A 19685-nucleotide genomic window follows, 5' to 3' on the forward strand; every position below is an offset into this window, starting at 1 on the left:
AAAAAGAAAATCGGCTAGGCGTTCACTTTCACCATGGCAGGTCGAATGACACGGTCCTTGAATTGATAGCCTTTTTGCAGCTCTTCAACAACCACGCCGGATCCGTACTCAGGATCCTCCGTTTGCATGACCGCCTGGTGAACATGGGGATCAAAAGGCTGTCCCTTCGCCGGAATGGGTGCAAGTCCTTCCTTTTCAAATACTTGAACCATCTGGCGGTACACCATATCGACACCAGTCAAAAGCGATTCGACAGTCATCGCCTCTTTGTCGGCAGAAAGCGCCCTTTCAAAGTTGTCCAGTACAGGCAGCAGCTCCTCCACCACTTTTTGCGAGGCGTACTTCGCCAGATCCTCTTGTTCTTTTCTCAGGCGGCGCCGCATGTTTTCCATGTCTGCCATCGCTCTCAACAGGCGGTTGTTGTTCTCTTCTGCCTGCGCTCTCCAGCGCTCCGCTTCCTGCTGCCAATCGATCTGTTCCGCTTGCTCGGAAGCAGGATCGACGGTTTGCTCCGCTTTGTCAGTCGTCTCTTCTGCTGCGTTGTCTGGTGAAACATCCTGGGTCATTTTTTCATCGTTCAAGATTCAAATACCTCCTGTGACCGCCGAGGCACTACGGCCGAGACGTTCCCATATTCCTATTTCTCAAATTCTGATGTCAGCATTTGCGAGAGACCTTCCGCCAGGTAATTCAACACGGTGATGACTTTGCTGTATTCCATTCGGGTAGGCCCAAGTATTCCAACCATCCCCACAGGCTTTCCGCCCAAAGAATAGGATGTCGTAATGATGCTGCACTGCTTGATGGCATCCAACTGATTTTCCTGCCCGATCCGGACAGTCAGCCCTTCCGCGGGCGCTCCGAACAAATGAATCAGCTGGTCATTTCGCTCCAGAAGCTCAAGAATATCCTTCACCTTATCGACATCGCGAAACTCCGGCTGGTTCATGATCTTGGTCGCTCCGCGCAAATAGACGCGTTCTTTTTCTTCCCGGGTCAAAGAGTCTTCCAGGATATGCAGCATCTCTTCGTACTGCTCTACGTGACGTCTCATCTCGCCTGCTATTTCCTGATAAAGGCGCTGCCGCAGCTGCCACAGCGGAACATCAGACAGCTTGGTGTTCAAGATGTTGACCAGCTTTTCAATCTCCTGCGGCCGGACGCCCTTTGGCAGATCGATCAGCTTGTTTTCCACACGACCAGTATTGGTCACCACGATGGCTACTGCCTGTTCTTCGTTCAAGGGAACGATTTGAATATGTTTCAGCCGATGCTCAAAGATCTCCGGACCGAGCACGATAGCCGTGTAGTTGGTCACATGAGAAAGAATTTGAGCGGTGTATTCGATCACCTGTTCAAAGTGATGAATACGCTCGGCAAACAGCTGCTTCAGCTTTCCCAATTCCAGGTCGTTCAATAAATGCGGCTGGATCAGGTTGTCTACGTAAAAGCGATACCCTTTGGTGGAGGGCACCCTTCCCGCCGAGGTATGCGGCTGTTCCAGATACCCCAGCTCTTCCAAGTCGGCCATTTCGTTGCGAATCGTCGCCGAACTAAAGCCGATGCCATCTTTTTTGGAAATGGTTCGGGAGCCTACAGGTTCGGCCGAATGAATGTAATTATCGACAATCGCATTGAGAATCAATCGTTGGCGGTCCGATAACATGCTGCCTTCGCCTCCCTGTTGTTAGCACTCAGATGTATCGAGTGCTAAATCTATTTATTAAGTTATCAATACGGGAGGAATTTGTCAATGTTTTCCCAGAAACGACTTCCCTTTTTCCTGTCTGCCTAATCGCCCAAAAAGCGGGCGAATACCTCATTCCCAAGCGGCAATGCCGTGCGAGTCAGGCGCAGCCGCCCGTCACTCCATTCGAGCATTCCTTTTGCTACTTCTTCTTCTATGATACGGCCGTATTCTTCCATGATGGTCTTTCCGAAACGGCGGCTGAACTGTTCCGCATCGATGCCCTCGCGCAGCCTGAGCCCCATGATCATGTGGTCCTCCATCGCTTCTTTCGGCGAAACCGCGAACTGTTCGACACGCGGCAACCCTTCCCGGCACATTTGCAAATAGATCGCCAGCGGCCCTGCATTGACATGCCGTTCATGATCGACATAGCCGTGCGCGCCCGCTCCCAAACCGTAATACTCCTCATTAAGCCAGTATGTCTTGTTGTGCCTGCTTTCAAATCCTGGCCTGGCAAAGTTGCTGATCTCGTATTGATGATAGCCGTGGCGTTCCATTTCCTCGATCAGCAGCAGGTACATATTCAGCTCTGTCTCTTCGGATGGAAGCGGCAGCTGATCCTTTTGGTACAAGGTATGAAAGAGCGTATTCTCCTCCACTTTCAGACTATATGCAGAGAAGTGGGTTGTGGGCAATTGAAATGCTTTTTGCAGGGTGTCCCTGAATATCTCTTCTGTTTGATCAGGCAAGCCGAACATCAGATCAATCGTCAAATTGTCAAACCCTGCCGCAACGGCATTATCGATGCTCTGATACACCTGCCCCACGTCGTGAATCCGTCCCAAACGCTTCAACAGGCTTTCATCAAACGATTGCACCCCGAAGCTGAGCCGATTCACTCCCAGCTCCCGCATCAACCGCAGCTTCTCTTTGTCCGTCGTCCCTGGATTTGCTTCCATCGAAAATTCCAGTTCCGGCGCTGCATACCGTCCCAGATGCTTCTCAACCATCTCGAGGAATCTGCGCATTTGCGCCTGATCGAGAAACGTCGGGGTCCCGCCTCCGACGAAAATCGTTTTTACTTGTTGGACCGGCCATTTGGCAAAGGTCAGCTCCATCTCTTTTTCCAGTGCGTCCAGATAGTCCCAAATCAGCTGCGGATTGTTGGTGACAAACGAGTTGAAATCGCAGTAATAGCATTTATTCGTGCAAAAGGGAATGTGGATATAAACAGATTGGGGCGCCAAGATTCTTCCCCTCCTTTATTGGAAAAGTCAAAAGACCTGACATCACCGTCAGGTCTAGTATTCTGCAACATCTGCAAACTGCAGACCGGTTTGTTTCGGCCTATTTCTTGTCGTCCATCCGGAGAACAGCCATGAACGCTTCTTGCGGCACCTCGACGGAACCGACGGATTTCATGCGCTTTTTCCCTTCTTTTTGCTTTTCCAGGAGTTTGCGCTTCCGGCTGATGTCCCCGCCGTAGCATTTGGCCAGGACGTTTTTGCGCAGGGCGCTGATCGTCTCCCGCGCGACAACCTTGTGTCCGATCGCAGCCTGGATCGGCACCTCGAATTGCTGTCTCGGGATCAATTCCTTCAGCTTTTCGCAGATGATGCGGCCACGGTTGTAGGCACTGTCGCGGTGGACGATAAACGACAGGGCATCCACGACTTCTCCGTTCAACAGAATGTCCATTTTCACAAGCTTGGACGGCTTGTAGCCTGCCAATTCATAGTCAAAGGAGGCGTAGCCTTTGGTTCCTGACTTCAGCAGATCAAAGAAGTCGTACACGATCTCCGAGAGCGGCATGTCGTACTTCAGCTGCACGCGATTTTCTCCCATGTACTGCATGTCGAGAAATTCTCCGCGCTTGCCCTGGCACAACTGCATGACATCGCCCACGTAATCCTTCGGCACCATTACGGTAGCCGACACATACGGCTCTTCGATCATTTCGATCTTCTGCACTTCCGGCATTTTCGACGGGTTGTCGATCTCGATGACCTCGCCATTGGTCATGGTCACCCGGTAAATTACGCTCGGTGCGGTCGTGATCAGATCGATGTTGAATTCCCGCTCAATCCGCTCCTGAATGATCTCCATATGCAAGAGACCGAGGAATCCGCAACGGAATCCGAAGCCAAGCGCCTGGGATGTCTCCGGCTCGAACTGCAGGGACGCGTCGTTTAGCTGAAGCTTTTCCAAAGCCTCGCGCAAGTCATTGTAATCGCTGGTGTCGATCGGGTACAGACCGCAGAACACCATTGGATTGATTTTCCGGTAGCCTGGCAGCGGTTCTGCCGTCGGGCGAGCTGCGTCGGTAATCGTATCACCGACCCTCGTGTCTCCTACCGTTTTGATCGAAGCGGCGACATACCCTACATCACCCACAGTCAGTTCGTCGACCGGGGTCTGACGCGGCATCGATGCTCCCACTTCGGTTACATCGAAGGTTTTGCCTGTCGCCATCATTTTGATTTTCATGCCTTTGCGCAGCGTACCGTTTACAACCCTCACGGAAGCGATTACGCCGCGGTACGGATCAAAGTAAGAGTCAAAAATCAAAGCTTGCAGAGGTGCGTCGGGGTCCCCTTCCGGAGCCGGCACCTTTTGCACGACAGCCTCCAGCACATCTTTGATCCCGATCCCTGCTTTTGCCGAAGTCAGACAGGCTTCGCTTGCATCCAGGCCAATGACGTCCTCTACTTCCTGTTTGACCCGCTCTGGTTCCGCGCTCGGCAGGTCAATCTTGTTGATTACCGGAATAATCTCCAGATTGTTGTCCAGCGCCAGATAGACGTTGGCCAATGTCTGCGCTTCGATGCCTTGGGCAGCGTCGACGACCAAGAGGGCGCCTTCGCAAGCGGCAAGGCTGCGGGATACTTCATAGGTAAAGTCGACGTGTCCGGGGGTGTCGATCAAATGCAAAATATACTCTTCCCCGTCGTCTGCTTTATACTTTAACTGCACGGCATTCAGCTTGATCGTAATGCCGCGCTCTCTTTCCAGATCCATCGAGTCCAGAAACTGCGCTTCCATCTCCCGTTCTGACAATGCTCCTGTCAATTCCAGGATGCGGTCAGCCAAGGTTGACTTCCCGTGGTCGATATGGGCGATAATGGAAAAATTGCGAATGCGTTTTTGTCTTTCACGGCGATCCATGTGTTGTCAGTTCCCTCCCACGCCATCTGAACGTCGCCTGTTGGTCCACCTTCAGACCGCGTTCCGAAAAAATACACTAACGTCAATTATATCAAAGCGCGGTTATGCGAGCAACAATTGAGAATAAGGCGGTTCCCACGATTTTTCGAGGACCGATCCGAACCAGGATTTGAAGCAGGTACGGCGTATAATGCTAAGGCTTCTTCCCTTCACTTAACCGCTGCAAATATTTCTCGGGAAACAGCTTCTTTAGACTTGGTTGATAGCGGCTTCCGTCCTCTGGCATACTGTGGCTGATTACCCGGTAGGCGCCGCCTTTGCCGTTCTTCTGTTCGTAGGCGATGTCCAGGACCATCGGGCAGCTTAATCCCGGAGACCCCTCCTCTGCCTTGCCTTCAATCCTTACCCAAGCATAGACACGCCGCTTTTCCGGAGCTTGCGTTTCTACCCCGATCAGTTCAATATGGACATCGCGATCTGCTCCCAGCCAGCTCAGGTTTCCCTGGGCCGTTTGCAAATACGCGGTGATCAGCGGAGTGACAAACTCCCGATTTTCGGGGGAGACACCTTTTTCGACCTGAACAAACACTTGCCCAAAATGCTCGCTGCCCGAGAGCACCTGCAGCTTCCAGACACCCGGATCGGGAAGGGCAATGCTGGACGAAAAATGGCCATCCGCATCATACTGGGGTCCCAGAACTTCATAAGAACCAAGCTTGATGCGCTTGCCCTCCGTACTGTAGGCGACCAGCTCCACCTCTTTTCCAAATGAACCGTTCAACAGAAATGAAATCCGCTGTGCCTGATCCTCGTACAGCCCAAATTCATCTGTCATGATGCGGACAGGCTTCTCCCCGAGGTAGCTGAAAACCTGATTTTCGCTGTGTATATCTGAACGTGGCGACGGTTTCCACAAATCGGGCGGATTCACAATAGTAGCGGGTAGCCAAGGCTTCTCTTGAACGGGTTGCCGGGCTTGTTCTCCCGGCCCTACACCGGTTATCGCAGTGCCTACGAGAGCAAGCAGCAGGACAGCGGCTGCTGCCGAGGCCCAAAGGCCCCATCGCCCCGGGGGAAAGGTCCTTTTTTTTCGCCCTGCCTCCTGCTTGATCGTTCGCCGTATATTCTCTTCCATTTCCGGGGAGAACACGACGTCATGGAGTACGCTGCGATCGGCTCGCTCTTTCAATCCTTTCAGCCATTGGTCTCGTTCCATTCCCATCCCTCCCCGGTATTCATTTCCTTTTTCAACAGCTGTCTCGCCCGATGAAGCCTCGTCCGAACAGTCCCTTCGGTCACACCTAGCACCTCAGCCACTTCCGCAATGGACATTTCCCCATAATAGTGGAGAGCTACCGCCTGGCGATAGAGTGGCGGAAGCAGCAAGACAAGCCGGACCAGCTCATCCCGGGCAGCTCGCTGCAGCACGATATTTTCGGTCGACGCCTCGCCATTTTTTTGTATCCACGCTTGCGGAAACAGATTTCGAAACGTCCACGACCGCAAATAGCCCTTGCATTCGTTGACGGCGATCCGGTAGATCCAGGTATGGATGCTGCTCTCTCCGCGAAAGCCGGAAAGGTTGCGGTAGACCTTCAAAAATACGTCCTGCGTAATGTCTTCGGCCAGGTCACGGTCCTTCACCATCAAGGTGACCAGTCGCAGGACACGCGTCCCGTATTCCTGCATGAGCCGATCCAAAGAAGCCTCTGGCGTCTGCTGAAGCTTATCCACGAAGACGCGCCCTCCTTCCTGTTTCACCTTGTTAGATGCAAGAAGCCGCTATTTGTTACAGGTTTTTTTCCGAGCAAACAGAGTCATTCGCGAGACATCCGCGTTGGTCCTCACGTTTAAGCCCGCAAATGGGTACCCGCCCTCCGTCCACTTTTCCAAATCATAGTCGCCTCTCGCCGGCGATGATGGAACAGTATGGACAAGAGACAGACCTTCAACCGAATGGATATAGCCTGCCGGGTAGTCGATGATGTAGTTTTCGTGCATCGCCGTTACCTCCAATTGCTCCGACTCCAGCAGCAAGACCAGCTCCCCCGGGAGCATCAGCGCCATTTCCCGGTCCACCCGGTAGCGCGGCTGCTCCACGCTGTCGATAAAGGTCGCATAGGCAAGAGAGTAGCGGAATCGCTGGCGTGCGTAAGACGTTTCTCCCCGAACCTGTTGGTAGACCATCTTGTCGGGAAACACCCATTTTCGCTGTTCCGTTTGCCAATTTTCACCTGCAGGGGGCAAGAGGAGGTCAATCGCTACCAGACCGTCCTCGGTTAGATGCTCCTTGATCAACTGTAGAAGCCGCCTTTGTTCCGAGCGGAGCGTAAAGTGCTGGAGAAACCCCTCGGTCAAAAGCACATGAGTAAAGGTGCGATCCAGTTGCAAATGAAGCGCTTCTTGTTCCATGAGCTCCAGCAGGTGTTCTCTGCCTTTCCCCAACCGCCGCTTCTTCTTTTCCGCTAGCCCGAGCATGTCGGGACTGTTATCGATCCCGCAGACAGAAATACCCTGCCTGGCCAATTCCAGGGCGATTCTTCCCGTTCCTACTCCCAGCTCCAGAACTGCGGGCTGACGGTCGAAGGCTTGTATCCAGCCGCGGTAGAAAAGTATGCCCGCCTTTCCCGCAAACTGGTCGTAGTACGCTGCTTCCAGCCCTTTGTAAGGTGGACTGGGGAGCCGCTCGTGCCTTCCGCCCGACAGGCCGCAGGTAGAGCAAACCGAGCCTGTCAAACGCTGAAAAGGAATCCCCGGCGGCACGCCATTTTTACTGTCGCCGAGCCACTCATCATAGCGAAAACCGCATACTTTGCAGGAATAAACACTCATAGGGCCGTTGACACCTCCGCATCCTTCCGCTGCTCGCTCATTTCCATACCGGAGAAAAATACGATGTGCTTCTTTCCTGTCTTCGGATGAACATACACTTCTGTTTCGACACCGAACACTTCCCGGAGCATTTCGGGATTCAGCACTTGTTCCGGTGTGCCGGCGGCTGCAATCCGCCCTTCTTGGATCACATAGATCCGGTCGCAGTATGTCGCCGCAATATTCAGGTCATGCAGCGCTGCGAGGACGGTCAGACGGAGCGATTTCAGGAGGTCCATAATTTGCAGTTGGTAGCGAATGTCGAGATGGTTCGTCGGCTCGTCCAAAACAAGAAGCTTCGCCTCTTGCACCAATGCCCGCGCGATTAATACCCTCTGTTTTTCGCCGCCGGACAAGGACAAAAAGCTGCGCTCTGCGAAGGCTTGCATACCCGTTCGAGCCAGCGCCCTTTCCACGAGCGAAAAGTCTTCTTCCGTATCTGACTGAAATAATCGTTTATGTGCAGAACGGCCCATCAAAACAATTTCTCTAACGGTGAAATCGAATTCAACTGTGCCTTCCTGACGAACAACTGCCATTCGCTGCGCTGTTTGCCGAGGCGACAGTTGATAGATGTCTTCTCCATCTACTGTAACAAGACCCGCATCCGGCTTCCTGACCCGGTAAATGCTCTTTAGCAAAGTCGACTTTCCGCTTCCATTCGGACCGATCAGGCCGACGAATGTTCCCGGCTTAGCCTGCAGGTCGACGTGATCAAGGATTTCCTTTCCATCCAACATGACGGATACTTGCTCGGCGATGAGATTCATCTTCCGCCACCCCCAAACGAATACGAGCTTCGAAGCATGAGCCAAATAAAGAATGGCCCTCCGCACAGCGATGTAATGATACCGATGGGCAATTCCTCAGGAGCGAATGCCAGTCTGGCCACGACATCGGCCCAGATCAGAAAGCTTGCTCCCAGCAGCGCACTGACTGGAAGCACGCGGCGGTGATCGGTGCCGACAATGATGCGGACAATATGCGGCATCATCAGTCCGACAAAGCCGATTGCCCCGCTGATCGAGACGATGACCCCTGTGAGCAGCGCGGTCATAACGAGCAGCATTTTTCGGAAATGTTCGGTATTCACTCCCAGCGTCCTCGCGGTTTCCTCTCCCATCATGATCGCATTGAGCGAGCGATAATAAGTCATCAGCACGAACATCCCGGCCACTACCACAACGCCCGGAATGGTCAGGTACTCCCATTTGGCTCCCGCGAGGCTACCTTGCATCCAGAACAAAACTGTACGGATGCCATGCTCGTTAGGAGCTGAAAAGATAATCAGGCTGGTGATCGCCGAGAGTACAGCCGAAACAGCAATGCCGGACATCAACAAGCGCACGGTCGAGTTTTGCCCTCCAAGCCGCGAAAGCGCAAAAACAAGGACAATCGCCAGGAGCGATCCGGTAAAAGCCCCAATGGTCAGGGAATACTGTCCGTATAGACTGAATGCTCCGAAAAGAATTGTCAGTGTCGCTCCTACCGATGCACCTGAGGAAACCCCGAGCAAATACGGATCCGCCAACGAATTTCTTACAAGTGCCTGTATGGTCACCCCGACCACTGACAAGCCCGCGCCAACGATTGCCGCAAGCAAGACACGCGGAAAGCGAATCTGCCAAATAATCGTTTCTTCCGATTTTGACCAATCCGCCTGTATCCATTCTCCTATCAACGGAATATGGGAAAAAGCAATTTTCCAGATCGTGCCGGGCCGAATCGACACTGAGCCCAGCATGACTGCCAGGGTCGCACTGGCGATCAACACCAGAATCAACACGAACAGAACTGAGGCAAACCAGCCCCTGAAACTCCTGATATCTCTCTTGGCGATTTTCATCACCCTTCGTCCGGGGCTATCCGTGGCGGCCGAGCTCTCCAGTATCGTACGTTTCACAACTCTCACTCCTTCGGAAAAATCGACCGGTCTAACCAACGTGGAATGAATTGGTCCTGCCGTTAAAATTTCTCCGGATAAAGTCCTTCCGCGAGAGTTTTTAGTGCGAACGGCGCCCGAATTCCTTCAGCCGCTGCGGAGAGCGGCAGCACGACGATACGCTTGTTTTTAATGGCCGGCAGATCAGCCAATTCGTTTTTTGTCAAAAGCAGATTTCGTTTTTGTTCAACGGTTTTGTCTCCGTAATCAACGATGACGATCACTTCCGGCTTGCGGGCGACTACCTCTTCCCAGCTTACGCTTGTCCATCCTTTCGGGACATCGTCGAAAATGTTCTTGCCTCCTGCCAGCGCAATCAACCTGGTCATGTAGTTATTGGCAGCTGTGTACGGCTTGTCCTCTCCGCTGTCATAGACAAACACAGGAATCGGCCGTGCCACGTCTTTGATGTGATCGCTGATTTGCCTGATCTCCGTTTTCATCTTCTCGATCAGTTCATTCGCTTTTGGTTCGACTCGGAAAATGCGCCCGATATTTTGGATGTCGGCGTACACATCCTCAAGACCCGGTGCTGTCATATTGGAAGATTGCTGCAAATAAGCGTGAACGCCCATTTTCTCCAAATCCTCGACAGTCCCGACCGCTTTGTCGGTAAAGGCGCTCTTCCAGCCAGCGTACACAAAGTCCGGTTCAGCGGCAAGGAGGACTTCTTTTGACGGATACTGCTTGGACAGCACCGGAATCTTCGCATATGCCTCCTGAAGCTCAGGCAAAATCTGATCATCAAGATAAGCAGTCCCGACCATTTTGTCTTCCAGTCCCAGAGCGAGCATGATTTCGGTAGTATGCTGACTGAGTGATACGGCTCTCCTCGGCGCTTCAGCAAAGGTGAGGGTTCTTCCATTGTTTTCGATTGTTACAGGAGACAAGGAACTTGTCGAATTCGCCGCATTTGCAGATTCTCCGCCTCCTGCTGATTGCGTTGAGCCATTTGTCGGGGCAACAGTGTTTGCAGCCGAATTCGACTCGGCTCCCCCGCATCCGGATAGTGCCAGGACAACTGCAACCCCGGCGAAAAACAAAAAGCCAAGACGTTTGTTGAAAGCTCTCATCCTTATTTCCTCCTTTTGTCATTCGCGTTTCATCGTACTTGCTTACCCCTGTATTTCAAAAAGAAAAGACATCCTCCGATCTTGCCGGGGAATGCCTTTGTGGGCAGCGGACAAAAGAAACACGGCAAAAGGATAGACCAATAGCGTCTGGCGCCGTTTCTTCGTCACACTGTCCCCATCCTCGTGGGTCGATCGTGTATGCTTTCTGGCAGGTCTCCTGGCTTGGGATCATCACGCCTTGCTCCCTTCCCATCTCGCGTTTAGACCGCGAAACAGTGGATACCAGCAAGGACACTCCCCTTTACAGTGGCGGGACCGCGTCGGATTTTCACCGAACTTCCCTTTTAAGTGGCCGGGTACAAGAGACTACCCGGTTCACACCATAAAGCGTATGTATTCAGTTGATCGGCGATTGCGTGAGATCCTCCCGATCGTATCGGGATTCCGCCGTTGCATCAGCCTTTTCCGATTACCGTTAATTCTTTCGGATAGCGGGTCAGCACTTCGCATCCATCCTCCGTGACGAGCACGTCGTCTTCAATGCGTACGCCGCCTACCCCGGGAACATAGACACCCGGTTCGATGGTAAAGACCATGCCTGGACGCAGCTCCTCCTGGTTTTGCCCATGGACGGACGGGTACTCATGAACATCCATGCCGAGTCCGTGGCCAAGACGGTGCATAAAGTACTCTCCGTATCCTTTGGCTTCAATCACACCGCGCGCCGTTTGATCGAGATGGGCGAAGGTTACGCCCGGACGGACCTCTGCGATAGCCGCTTCGTTCGCTGCCAGAACGGTCGCGTAGATGTCCCGAAGCTGATCGCTGATATCTCCAACCGCAAAAGTGCGGGTAATATCAGATACGTAGCCATCAGCGGAAACGCCAATATCAAACAGCAGCAGTTCGCCTTCCCGTACGTCCCGGTCTCCCGGATTGCCATGAGGAAGCGCCGACTTTTCACCGGCCAACACCATCGAAGCGAAAGAAGGTCCCTCCGCTCCGAGGCGCTTCATCTGGTATTCCAGCTCGGCAACTAACTCCGTCTCGGTCACACCCGGCTTTACTTTTTTCACAGTTTCATCAAGAGCGTCTTCGACCAGCTTGACAGCGTGTTTGATCCTTGCCACTTCATCGGCTGTCTTGATCAGGCGCATCTCTCTGAGAGGCTCTTCGATATCGACATAGCTTCCGGCAGAGACGAGTGCACTCATCGTTTCGAAACGATCTAGGGTCATATGGCTTTTTTCCAGCCCGAGCTTGTTTAATCCGGAAGGAAGCGCTTGTTTCAACACTTCATACGGGTTATCGGTATCCGTATGGGTCAAGATTTGTTTGATGCCTGACGCTTCTGCGGCTGCTTCCCGGTCCAGTGCCGGAACGATCAAGGAAGGTTCTCCAGCGGCCGGAATAACCAGGCCCATGAAACGTTCGTGCGGCTCGGTCAAAAAGCCTGTCAGGTAGTAAACGTGCTTAGGCAGTGTAATCAAAGCAGCGTCTATCCCTTGCTTTTGCAAATAAGCAAGAATGCGCTGAATGCGTTCTTGATACAAACGGGTCAACCGCCTTTCTTTGGGTATCATACTGCGAGGATACCATTTCCTTGCCAAAAAAAGAAGCGAACGGACGAAAAAACTATGCACAGGTAAGGACAGGATAAAGGGGAGGTGAATGAAAAATGAGCGAAAATACAATCGTTCCAACTGCAAATAGCTCCAGGCTGGCTGTTCAGCTTTACGGCAGCGGCCAGCCGCTTGTATGTATCCATGCACCTGGCATCGGGATGATCAACTTTTCCCGTTTGCACGGGTTGGCCGAGCACTTTCAACTCATCCTGCCTGATCTTCCCGGTCACGGAGCGAGTGAACCGCTCTTTGTCCCCTTTACGATGGCCGATCTTAGCGAGACGCTGGAGGAGATGATTCATGCTCTTGGACATAAACGAGTCGTCGTAATGGGCTATTCCCAAGGTGCTTCTCTCGCACTGGATTGGTGCCTGCGCCATCCAGATTCCATCGCGGGCCTTGTACTTATCAGCGGTTTTTCCGAGGTGAATGAGCTGTACCTGCACTCCCGCTTTTATTTGGCCGAAGCCATTGCCAAGCTGGGAGGAGTGAGCTTGCTAGCCCGCTCGACGGCTTCCTCACACCTGGACAAGCAGGCAGATAAAGAACAGTGGATAAAGCATGCCAGCCGTACGGACGCCAAAACTCTTCATCACCTGTACAGGATCGGACATCACTATCGCTGTACAGAGCGGTTGCATGAGATCAAGCAGCCTGTGCTGCTCGTATACGGCCAGCAGGACAAGCACATGCATCCGTACGGCGAGCTTCTGGAAAAACATCTGCCCAAAGCCAAACTGGTTGCTGTCCCTGGCGTAAAGCACCAGATCGTGACTCGCGCTGCCTCGTCTTTGAGTCGCCTTTGCAGAGAATTTATCGGTTCTCTCCCCGGTTCTTCGGTCTGATTGTCCTACGGGATAACATAACAACGATACGGGATTACACAAACCGGTATGGCTCCCTGCCCTTTATCACCGTCGCCGGCGTCTGTATACTGAGTCAACGCTTATCCGGGCCTAAGCGTCAGGTTCGCCGATAGGAAAAAACCCCGAATCAAGCCTCGCTTATTTCGGGGTTTTTCGTTACCGTGCTCATGGTAGCATCGTCTGCCAACCACAAAAACGATTGCTGCTCCTAGTTTTTCATCCGCGGATCCAGCGCATCGCGCAGCCCGTCTCCGATCAGGTTAAAGCCAAGTACAGTCAGCATGATGGACAAGCCCGGGAAAATAACTGTCCACGGCGCTTTTTGAATATACTGGCGGGAGTCGGAGAGCATCAACCCCCACTCCGGCTGAGGCGCTTGCGCTCCCAAGCCGAGAAAGCCCAAGGCTGCCGCTTCAATGATCGCGGTCGCAATTCCAAGTGTTCCCGTCACGATGATCGGAGCCAAACTGTTAGGGAGAATATGCTGAACGATAATATGTGAATGCTTTGATCCGATCGCCCTGGCGGCCATCACGTATTCTTCTTCCTTCAGACTAAGCACCCGCGAACGGACAAGACGTCCATAGGTGGGCACATTCACGATCGCAATCGCAAGCAAGGCATTCTCCAGAGATGGACCGAGTATAGCTACAATCGCAATCGCCAACAGAATGCTGGGAAACGCAAGCATAATATCAAACAACCGCGAAATGAGCGTATCGATCCATTTGCCGTAGTAGCCGGCTAACAGGCCGAGGAAGGTCCCGGCAACGATGGACCCGATCACGGCAAACAGCCCTACTCGCAGTGAGATCTGCGCGCCGTAAATCACACGGGTAAAGACGTCCCGCCCGTTGTAGTCCGTACCAAACCAGTGTTCAGCAGAGGGAGGCAGGTTTTTATCAACCAGTTCTCCTTTGTCGTATTCGTACGGGGTGATAAACGGTGCCAGGATTGCGAGCAAGACGAAGAAAAGAATGATGCAGAATCCGAGAATGGCCATCTTGTTCTTGCGCAGGATCCTCCAAGCATCGCGCCACGGAGAGGAGATCGGCTCATTTATCTGCTTGACTGGTACCGTTTGCACATGGGTTTCTGCCATCTTACTGCCTCCTCAGCGATATTTGATGCGCGGATCGACGTAAGCGTACAGGAGGTCGACCACCAGGTTAATCAGAACAAAAATCGTTGCGATGACCAAAATTCCTGACTGAATAACGGGATAATCGCGGTTTCCGATTGCCGTATAGATGTATCTCCCAACACCCGGCCACCCGAAAATCGTCTCGGTTAATACCGCCCCCCCGATCAGGAGGCCTACTTGCACCCCCACAATCGTCAGTACGGGAATCAACGCATTTTTCAGGGCGTGCTTGTACACGACAAAAAACTGGCCAAGCCCTTTTGCCCTTGCCGTCCGAATATAGTCGGACCGCATTACTTCGAGCATGCTGGAACGGGTTATCCGTGCAATAATCGCCATCGGAATCGTTCCCAGCGCGATTCCCGGAAGAATCAAGTGCTCCACCACATCTCGAAAATGATCCGAACGACCTGCAAGAATCGAATCAATTATATAAAAATGCGTAATCTCAGCTACTGGATCACGCGGATTGTCACGTCCAATAGAAGGCAGCCACTTCAATTCCTGGGCAAATACCCATTGTTCCATCAAGCCCAGCCAGAATACCGGCATGGAGACTCCAATTAAAGCGATCAGCATGCAAGTGTAGTCAAACCACGAGTTCTGTTTCCAAGCAGAGATGATTCCCGCATTCACTCCGATAAAAACTGCGAACAGCATACTCACCAAAGTCAACTCAATCGTCGCCGCCAAGTACGGGCCCATTTCTACGGTAATTGGCGCTTTGGAGTGCAAGGAGACTCCCAAATCCCCTTTTAGAAGATTCCCCAAGTAATGAAAGTATTGCATATACCAAGGGTTGTTCAGCCCCAGCTGTTCCCGCAAATCCGCAAGAGCCTGCGGACTTGCCTTCTCTCCCAAAATCGTCAGTGCCGGGTCCCCCGGGATGGCGTGAATAATAGCAAAAACAATTAGCGACATTCCTAGTAACACTGGGATCAGCATCAACAATCTTCTAATGGTGTAGGCCAGCAATGCCATCTCCTCGCTTTCCTTGCGTCGTCCATCGTTGAACATAAAAGAGAAGGGCAAGAAGAAAGGGTTCTTCTTACCCTTGCCACACTTTACTGAATGTCTACTTTTTCTACGCTCTCGCTGCCTTTTGGATGCGGCTGATAGCCGGTAACACCCGCTTTGGCCGCAATCGGCGGTGTAGAGTGAGCGATCGGAACGAGAGGCGCGTCGTTAAAGATCAGCTCCTGCGCCTTTTTGTACAGGGTTTCACGCTCTTTCTGGTCAGACGTGGACTGCGCTTTCAAAAGAAGCTGATGAACCTCTTCATTGGAGTAGCGAGGAATATTGTTTCCGTTAATGGTATTCTTGTCGAGCAGCGTGTACAGGAAGTTGTCCGGGTCGCCGTTGTCGCCGTTCCAGCCAAGCAGACACATCTCGTACTCGCCTAACCTTGTCTTTTCGAGATACGTAGCCCACTCCATCGTCACGATTTCCGTTTCGATGCCGATTTTCTTTAAATCCTGCTGAATCGCCTCTGCCATCTTTTTGCCGTCCGGGATATACGGACGAGGAACAGGCATGGCCATGAACTGCACCTTGAAGCCATTCGGGTATCCAGCTTCCGCTAACAGCTTTTTCGCTTGATCCAGGTTGTATTCGCGGTCCTTGATCTGGTCGTTGTAACCCCAAAGACTTGGCGGCATCGGGTTGGTAGCCGGTTCGCCAAGGCCGCTGTAGAATGCTTTCACCATCTCGGGCTTGTTGATCGCGTGGCTGATCGCTTGACGCACCTTTGGATTGTCAAACGGCTTTTTCTCCGTATTGAACGCGAGGTAACCGACGTTCATCGATGGACGCAGGAGCAGCTGCAGGTCCTTGTTTTCTTTTACCGCTTCCGCATCGTCCGGATTCAGTCCATCCATCAGATCGATCTCTCCGGACGTCAGCGCTGTCAGACGCGCTGTATTTTCCGGAATGACCTTGAAGATGACTTTGTCCAGCTTCGGATACCCCTTGTTCCAGTAGTCCGGGTTTTTCTCCAGGGTGATGATGTCATTGCGCTTCCAACCCGCAAACTTGAATGGCCCGGTACCTACAGGCTCATCTCCCAGCTTGCCTCCTTCAATCGCTTTTGGCGAAGCGATGGCAAACGGCGACATGCCCAGGTTTGCCAGGAACGGGGCTTGGGTCCTGTTCAAAACGAATTGAATCGTGTGTGCGTCCACAACCTTGATCTCTTTGATTACGTGATCAGGATCGCCTTTGTATCCCCCAAACATGTCATTATAGTAGGGGAATCCCTCTGGATTGTGGTATTTGTTGCTCTTGTCCATCCAGCGGTCGAAGTTGAACTTGACTGCTTCCGCATTGAAGTCCGTACCATCATGGAACTTTACGCCCTGGCGAAGCTTGAAGGTGTAGGTCAAGCCGTCCTCGGAAATTTCCCAGCTCTCGGCCAGTCCGGGTATAACCGTCGTGTTTGTATCCTCATAGCTCACGAGCGTTTCATAAATGTTTTCAGTCACCCTGAATGTTTCGCCATCCGTTTCCCGGATCGGATCCAGACTTTTCGTGTCAGCCCCACGTCCAATAATCAGCTGCTTCGGCTCGTTCTTTGCGGGCTCTGCTGGCGGCGTCTGCTGCTGCGCTTGTCCCTGGTCGCTCGGCTGTTGAGCCGGTTGCGAGCTTGAGCACCCTGCAAGGACCATGGAGAGTGCGAGCAGGCTCGTCATCGCTGCAGTAAGAACCTTCTTCTTCATGGATGAATTCCCCCTTTTCCATTTTCCGCACATCTCTTCTCTGCTTTTCTCACTCAACGTTGTCTTGCATCCCCCCTTTGAAAGGAATTCGCGAGGCAGCGTCATGCGTTGTACAGATGGCACGCTACGAAGTGGCCACCGCCGACGTCCCGAAAGTCCGGACGAACCTGTCGGCATTCGTCTGTTACATGCGGGCATCGCGTGTGGAAGGTGCATCCTGTCGGGGGGTTGGACGGACTGGGTACATCTCCCTGCAGGATGATACGCTCCCGTACCGCATCCGGATCGGGAGAAGGTACTGCTGAAAGAAGCGCTCGGGTGTACGGATGCAGCGGCTGGCGGTAAAGCTCCTCGCTCCGGCTAAGCTCTACCAGCCTGCCCAAATACATGACTCCGACACGGTCGCTGATATGCCGGACGACACTCAGGTCGTGGGCGATAAACAAATAGGTCAACCCCAAGTCTCTCTGCAAATCCTGCATCAGATTGAGCACCTGGGACTGAATCGAAACATCCAGGGCTGAAACGGGCTCGTCTGCCACGATCAGCTTGGGATTGAGCATCAGAGCCCGGGCGATGCCGATCCGCTGCCGCTGGCCGCCGCTGAACTGATGGGGATATCGCGTCGCATGGTAGCTGGAGAGACCAACCACTTCAAGCAGCTCCCTGACGCGCTCTTTTCGTTCAGCCGGAGAACCGATCCCGTGCACCCGCAAAGGCTCCTCCAGAATCTTTTCAATATTATGACGAGGATTGAGAGAAGCGAACGGATCCTGAAAAACAATTTGCATATTGCGCCGCATCTTGCGCAGCGCTTCTCCCTGCAAGCCGATGATGTCGGTCCCGTCGAACACCACTTCTCCAGAGGTGGGCTCGATCAGCCGCAAAAGGGAACGGCCCGTCGTCGATTTCCCGCATCCGCTCTCTCCTACCAGCCCAAACGTCTCCCCTCTCTTCACGGTAAACGAGACGTCATCTACGGCTTTGACGACGCCTACCTCTTTCCCGAATACGCCGCCTGTGATCGGGTAGTATTTCTTCAGATTCTTGACGATGAGCAGATCTTCAGCCACCTGCATGCTCCTTTCGGGATTTATTTACGTCATCCAGCAGCGGGCACGATGATTGGCTCCCACTGTCTTCAGCTCCGGCATCTGCGTCCGGCACTTGTCGTCTGCCTGTTCGCACCGCGGCGAGAACCTGCACCCCATCTGTATCGAGCCGGGTATCGGGACGTTTCCGGGGATGGAATAAAGCCGTTCCTGCGATACTTCCAGCTTGGGCAAGGAGTTCAGCAGGCCGATGGTGTATGGATGCTTCGGTTCTTTCAGGATCGTCCGAACATCGCCCTCCTCCACCACATTGCCCGCGTACATGACGACAACGCGATGACACATTTCCGCTACCACGCCCAGGTCATGTGTAATCAGCAAAATAGCCGTTCCCGACTCTTTATTCACATGCCTCATCAAATCGAGGATCTGAGCCTGGATCGTCACGTCAAGCGCTGTCGTTGGTTCGTCCGCGATCAAAAGCTCCGGATTGCAGGCCATCGCCATCGCGATCATGACCCTCTGGCGCATCCCGCCCGAAAGCTGGTGCGGATATTCGCGGACAATTCCTTCCGCCCTCGGAATGCCTACTTTTTTCAGCATCTCTACAGCGCGCCCGAGCGCTTCTTTTTTGCCCACTTTCATATGCAAGCGAATGGCTTCCCCGATCTGGTCGCCTATCGTATAAACAGGGTTGAGCGAGGTCATCGGCTCCTGAAAAATCATCGCGATTTCGTTTCCGCGAATCTCTCTCATCCGCTTTTCGCTGGCCAACACGAGGTCCTCCCCTTTAAATTTGATGGAGCCTCCGACAATCTTTCCCGGGGGGTTGGGAACCAGTTTCATGACAGACAGGGAGGTTACGCTTTTTCCGCACCCGGACTCGCCGACGATCCCGAGCACTTCTCCCTTGTTTACGGTAATGGTGACACCATCGACCGCCGGTATTTGCCCGCGGTCTGTAAAAAAGTGCGTTTGCAAGTTTTCGATTTCCAATACTGGCTGTGACATGCAGGTGCACCTCTCTAACCTTTATATTCCATGGGACAAGATGACTAACTGTCAACATTATGCCATTAATCCAATTTTTTGGCAACATATTAAATTTAGAAAATTACAATTAGGCTAAACATATTAAATATTACCTATAACGGAACCAAATGAAGAAAAGCCCGCATGGCGGGCTTGTTTGCATCCTCTTGCTTTTTCGCCAATCTGTTTGTCCGTAAACTACTCTTATGGGTCAAAAATACTGGCTAGCCACTCGATCGCGCCCCGAGCGCCGTCTTTTACGATCTGACCCAAGGATTGCCCTGCATTGCTCATGTAGTTGACCACCTGACCGGGCGCTGTCTGGACTTGCTTGCCCATCACGGCGATTTCCATTTTCCCGTTATCTATCTTTTTGATGGAAAAGGTTTGCGGCGGCTGCTCCGGCATTCCGCTCACCTTCTGGATGCCGCGCTCCGCCGTTTGCAAGCCCAGCACCACTCCGATCAGCAGGACGAATAAAAGTCCTGTCAGCTTTACCGTCACATTCATT

General features: G+C 52.8%; 18 protein-coding genes and 1 riboswitch. Of the genes, 1 reads left to right on the forward strand and 17 read right to left on the reverse strand.

The features are described from left to right. Positions 1–14: 14 nt before the first annotated feature. From grpE to V5G20_RS18435, 11 genes are all read right to left on the reverse strand, one after another. Positions 15–581, reverse strand: coding sequence for a nucleotide exchange factor GrpE (gene grpE / locus V5G20_RS18385; RefSeq protein ID WP_003390680.1), 567 nt, complete (start codon positions 579–581; stop codon positions 15–17). A gap of 56 nt (positions 582–637) precedes the next feature. Continuing rightward, positions 638–1666, reverse strand: coding sequence for a heat-inducible transcriptional repressor HrcA (gene hrcA / locus V5G20_RS18390; protein ID WP_003390682.1), 1029 nt, complete (start codon positions 1664–1666; stop codon positions 638–640). Positions 1667–1791: 125 nt separating this feature from the next. Beyond that, on the reverse strand, positions 1792–2937 hold the full coding sequence (gene hemW / locus V5G20_RS18395) for a radical SAM family heme chaperone HemW (RefSeq protein WP_122958862.1): 1146 nt from the start codon (positions 2935–2937) through the stop codon (positions 1792–1794). Between the two features lie 100 nt (positions 2938–3037). Continuing rightward, the gene (gene lepA / locus V5G20_RS18400) at positions 3038–4855 is read right to left on the reverse strand and encodes a translation elongation factor 4 (protein WP_003390686.1); all 1818 of its coding nucleotides are present in this window, start codon (positions 4853–4855) and stop codon (positions 3038–3040) included. 193 nt (positions 4856–5048) lie between these two features. After that, positions 5049–6071: a hypothetical protein gene (locus V5G20_RS18405; RefSeq protein ID WP_122958861.1), complete on the reverse strand. Its 1023-nt coding sequence runs from the start codon at positions 6069–6071 to the stop codon at positions 5049–5051. Then, a complete protein-coding gene (locus tag V5G20_RS18410) occupies positions 6050–6589 on the reverse strand; it encodes a sigma-70 family RNA polymerase sigma factor (protein ID WP_003390690.1) in 540 nt (179 codons plus the stop codon). Before V5G20_RS18410 ends, V5G20_RS18405 begins: the two co-directional genes overlap by 22 nt. A 48-nt stretch (positions 6590–6637) precedes the next feature. Further along, on the reverse strand, positions 6638–7687 hold the full coding sequence (locus V5G20_RS18415) for a methyltransferase domain-containing protein (protein ID WP_122958860.1): 1050 nt from the start codon (positions 7685–7687) through the stop codon (positions 6638–6640). After that, positions 7684–8496, reverse strand: a complete 813-nt coding sequence (locus V5G20_RS18420) for a heme ABC transporter ATP-binding protein (protein WP_024984579.1) — start codon at positions 8494–8496, stop codon at positions 7684–7686. The genes V5G20_RS18415 and V5G20_RS18420 overlap by 4 nt, the downstream gene beginning before the upstream one ends. Further along, entirely contained in the window at positions 8493–9572 is a 1080-nt protein-coding gene (locus V5G20_RS18425; RefSeq protein WP_171506873.1) for a FecCD family ABC transporter permease, read from the reverse strand. Before V5G20_RS18425 ends, V5G20_RS18420 begins: the two co-directional genes overlap by 4 nt. Positions 9573–9691: 119 nt before the next feature. Beyond that, positions 9692–10741, reverse strand: a complete 1050-nt coding sequence (locus tag V5G20_RS18430; RefSeq protein WP_003390699.1) for an ABC transporter substrate-binding protein — start codon at positions 10739–10741, stop codon at positions 9692–9694. A 190-nt stretch (positions 10742–10931) separates the two neighbouring features. Next, a riboswitch (cobalamin riboswitch) is annotated at positions 10932–11141 on the reverse strand. Positions 11142–11196: 55 nt separating this feature from the next. After that, positions 11197–12294, reverse strand: a complete 1098-nt coding sequence (locus V5G20_RS18435; protein WP_003390701.1) for a M24 family metallopeptidase — start codon at positions 12292–12294, stop codon at positions 11197–11199. A 125-nt stretch (positions 12295–12419) separates the two neighbouring features. Here V5G20_RS18435 and V5G20_RS18440 point away from each other — a divergent pair, with 125 nt between their 5' ends. Beyond that, entirely contained in the window at positions 12420–13211 is a 792-nt protein-coding gene (locus V5G20_RS18440) for an alpha/beta fold hydrolase (protein WP_171506863.1), read from the forward strand. A gap of 229 nt (positions 13212–13440) precedes the next feature. Here V5G20_RS18440 and nikC read toward each other — a convergent pair whose 3' ends face one another. The 6 genes from nikC to V5G20_RS18470 all read right to left on the reverse strand — a co-directional run bounded on the left by nikC (position 13441) and on the right by V5G20_RS18470 (position 19684). Next, complete coding sequence (gene nikC, locus V5G20_RS18445) at positions 13441–14334, reverse strand: nickel transporter permease (RefSeq protein WP_003390704.1); 894 nt, start codon at positions 14332–14334, stop codon at positions 13441–13443. 12 nt (positions 14335–14346) lie between these two features. Further along, positions 14347–15357, reverse strand: coding sequence for an ABC transporter permease (locus tag V5G20_RS18450; protein ID WP_338461716.1), 1011 nt, complete (start codon positions 15355–15357; stop codon positions 14347–14349). A gap of 83 nt (positions 15358–15440) precedes the next feature. After that, positions 15441–17090, reverse strand: a complete 1650-nt coding sequence (locus V5G20_RS18455; protein WP_003390708.1) for an ABC transporter substrate-binding protein — start codon at positions 17088–17090, stop codon at positions 15441–15443. A gap of 101 nt (positions 17091–17191) precedes the next feature. Continuing rightward, positions 17192–18163 (reverse strand): ABC transporter ATP-binding protein, encoded by a 972-nt coding sequence (locus V5G20_RS18460; RefSeq protein WP_003390710.1) that lies wholly within the window; start codon positions 18161–18163, stop codon positions 17192–17194. A 24-nt stretch (positions 18164–18187) separates the two neighbouring features. Next, on the reverse strand, positions 18188–19153 hold the full coding sequence (locus V5G20_RS18465; protein WP_024984584.1) for an ABC transporter ATP-binding protein: 966 nt from the start codon (positions 19151–19153) through the stop codon (positions 18188–18190). Between the two features lie 225 nt (positions 19154–19378). Further along, on the reverse strand, positions 19379–19684 hold the full coding sequence (locus tag V5G20_RS18470) for a DUF3679 domain-containing protein (RefSeq protein ID WP_122958859.1): 306 nt from the start codon (positions 19682–19684) through the stop codon (positions 19379–19381). Position 19685: the final 1 nt, after the last annotated feature.

This window comes from Brevibacillus borstelensis, assembly GCF_036700025.1.
GTDB classification, from domain to species: domain Bacteria; phylum Bacillota; class Bacilli; order Brevibacillales; family Brevibacillaceae; genus Brevibacillus; species Brevibacillus borstelensis.

What these genes read in the sequence shown, in the direction of transcription:
- V5G20_RS18440 (WP_171506863.1), top strand. Translation starts at nt 12,420, where the DNA reads ATGAGCGAAAATACAATCGTTCCAACTGCAAATAGCTCCAGGCTGGCT.
- V5G20_RS18425 (WP_171506873.1), bottom strand. Translation starts at nt 9,572, where the DNA reads ATGAAAATCGCCAAGAGAGATATCAGGAGTTTCAGGGGCTGGTTTGCC.
- V5G20_RS18455 (WP_003390708.1), bottom strand. Translation starts at nt 17,090, where the DNA reads ATGAAGAAGAAGGTTCTTACTGCAGCGATGACGAGCCTGCTCGCACTC.
- V5G20_RS18465 (WP_024984584.1), bottom strand. Translation starts at nt 19,153, where the DNA reads ATGTCACAGCCAGTATTGGAAATCGAAAACTTGCAAACGCACTTTTTT.
- V5G20_RS18450 (WP_338461716.1), bottom strand. Translation starts at nt 15,357, where the DNA reads ATGGCATTGCTGGCCTACACCATTAGAAGATTGTTGATGCTGATCCCA.
- V5G20_RS18415 (WP_122958860.1), bottom strand. Translation starts at nt 7,687, where the DNA reads ATGAGTGTTTATTCCTGCAAAGTATGCGGTTTTCGCTATGATGAGTGG.
- V5G20_RS18430 (WP_003390699.1), bottom strand. Translation starts at nt 10,741, where the DNA reads ATGAGAGCTTTCAACAAACGTCTTGGCTTTTTGTTTTTCGCCGGGGTT.
- V5G20_RS18420 (WP_024984579.1), bottom strand. Translation starts at nt 8,496, where the DNA reads ATGAATCTCATCGCCGAGCAAGTATCCGTCATGTTGGATGGAAAGGAA.
- V5G20_RS18405 (WP_122958861.1), bottom strand. Translation starts at nt 6,071, where the DNA reads ATGGAACGAGACCAATGGCTGAAAGGATTGAAAGAGCGAGCCGATCGC.
- lepA (WP_003390686.1), bottom strand. Translation starts at nt 4,855, where the DNA reads ATGGATCGCCGTGAAAGACAAAAACGCATTCGCAATTTTTCCATTATC.
- nikC (WP_003390704.1), bottom strand. Translation starts at nt 14,334, where the DNA reads ATGGCAGAAACCCATGTGCAAACGGTACCAGTCAAGCAGATAAATGAG.
- V5G20_RS18470 (WP_122958859.1), bottom strand. Translation starts at nt 19,684, where the DNA reads ATGAATGTGACGGTAAAGCTGACAGGACTTTTATTCGTCCTGCTGATC.
- hrcA (WP_003390682.1), bottom strand. Translation starts at nt 1,666, where the DNA reads ATGTTATCGGACCGCCAACGATTGATTCTCAATGCGATTGTCGATAAT.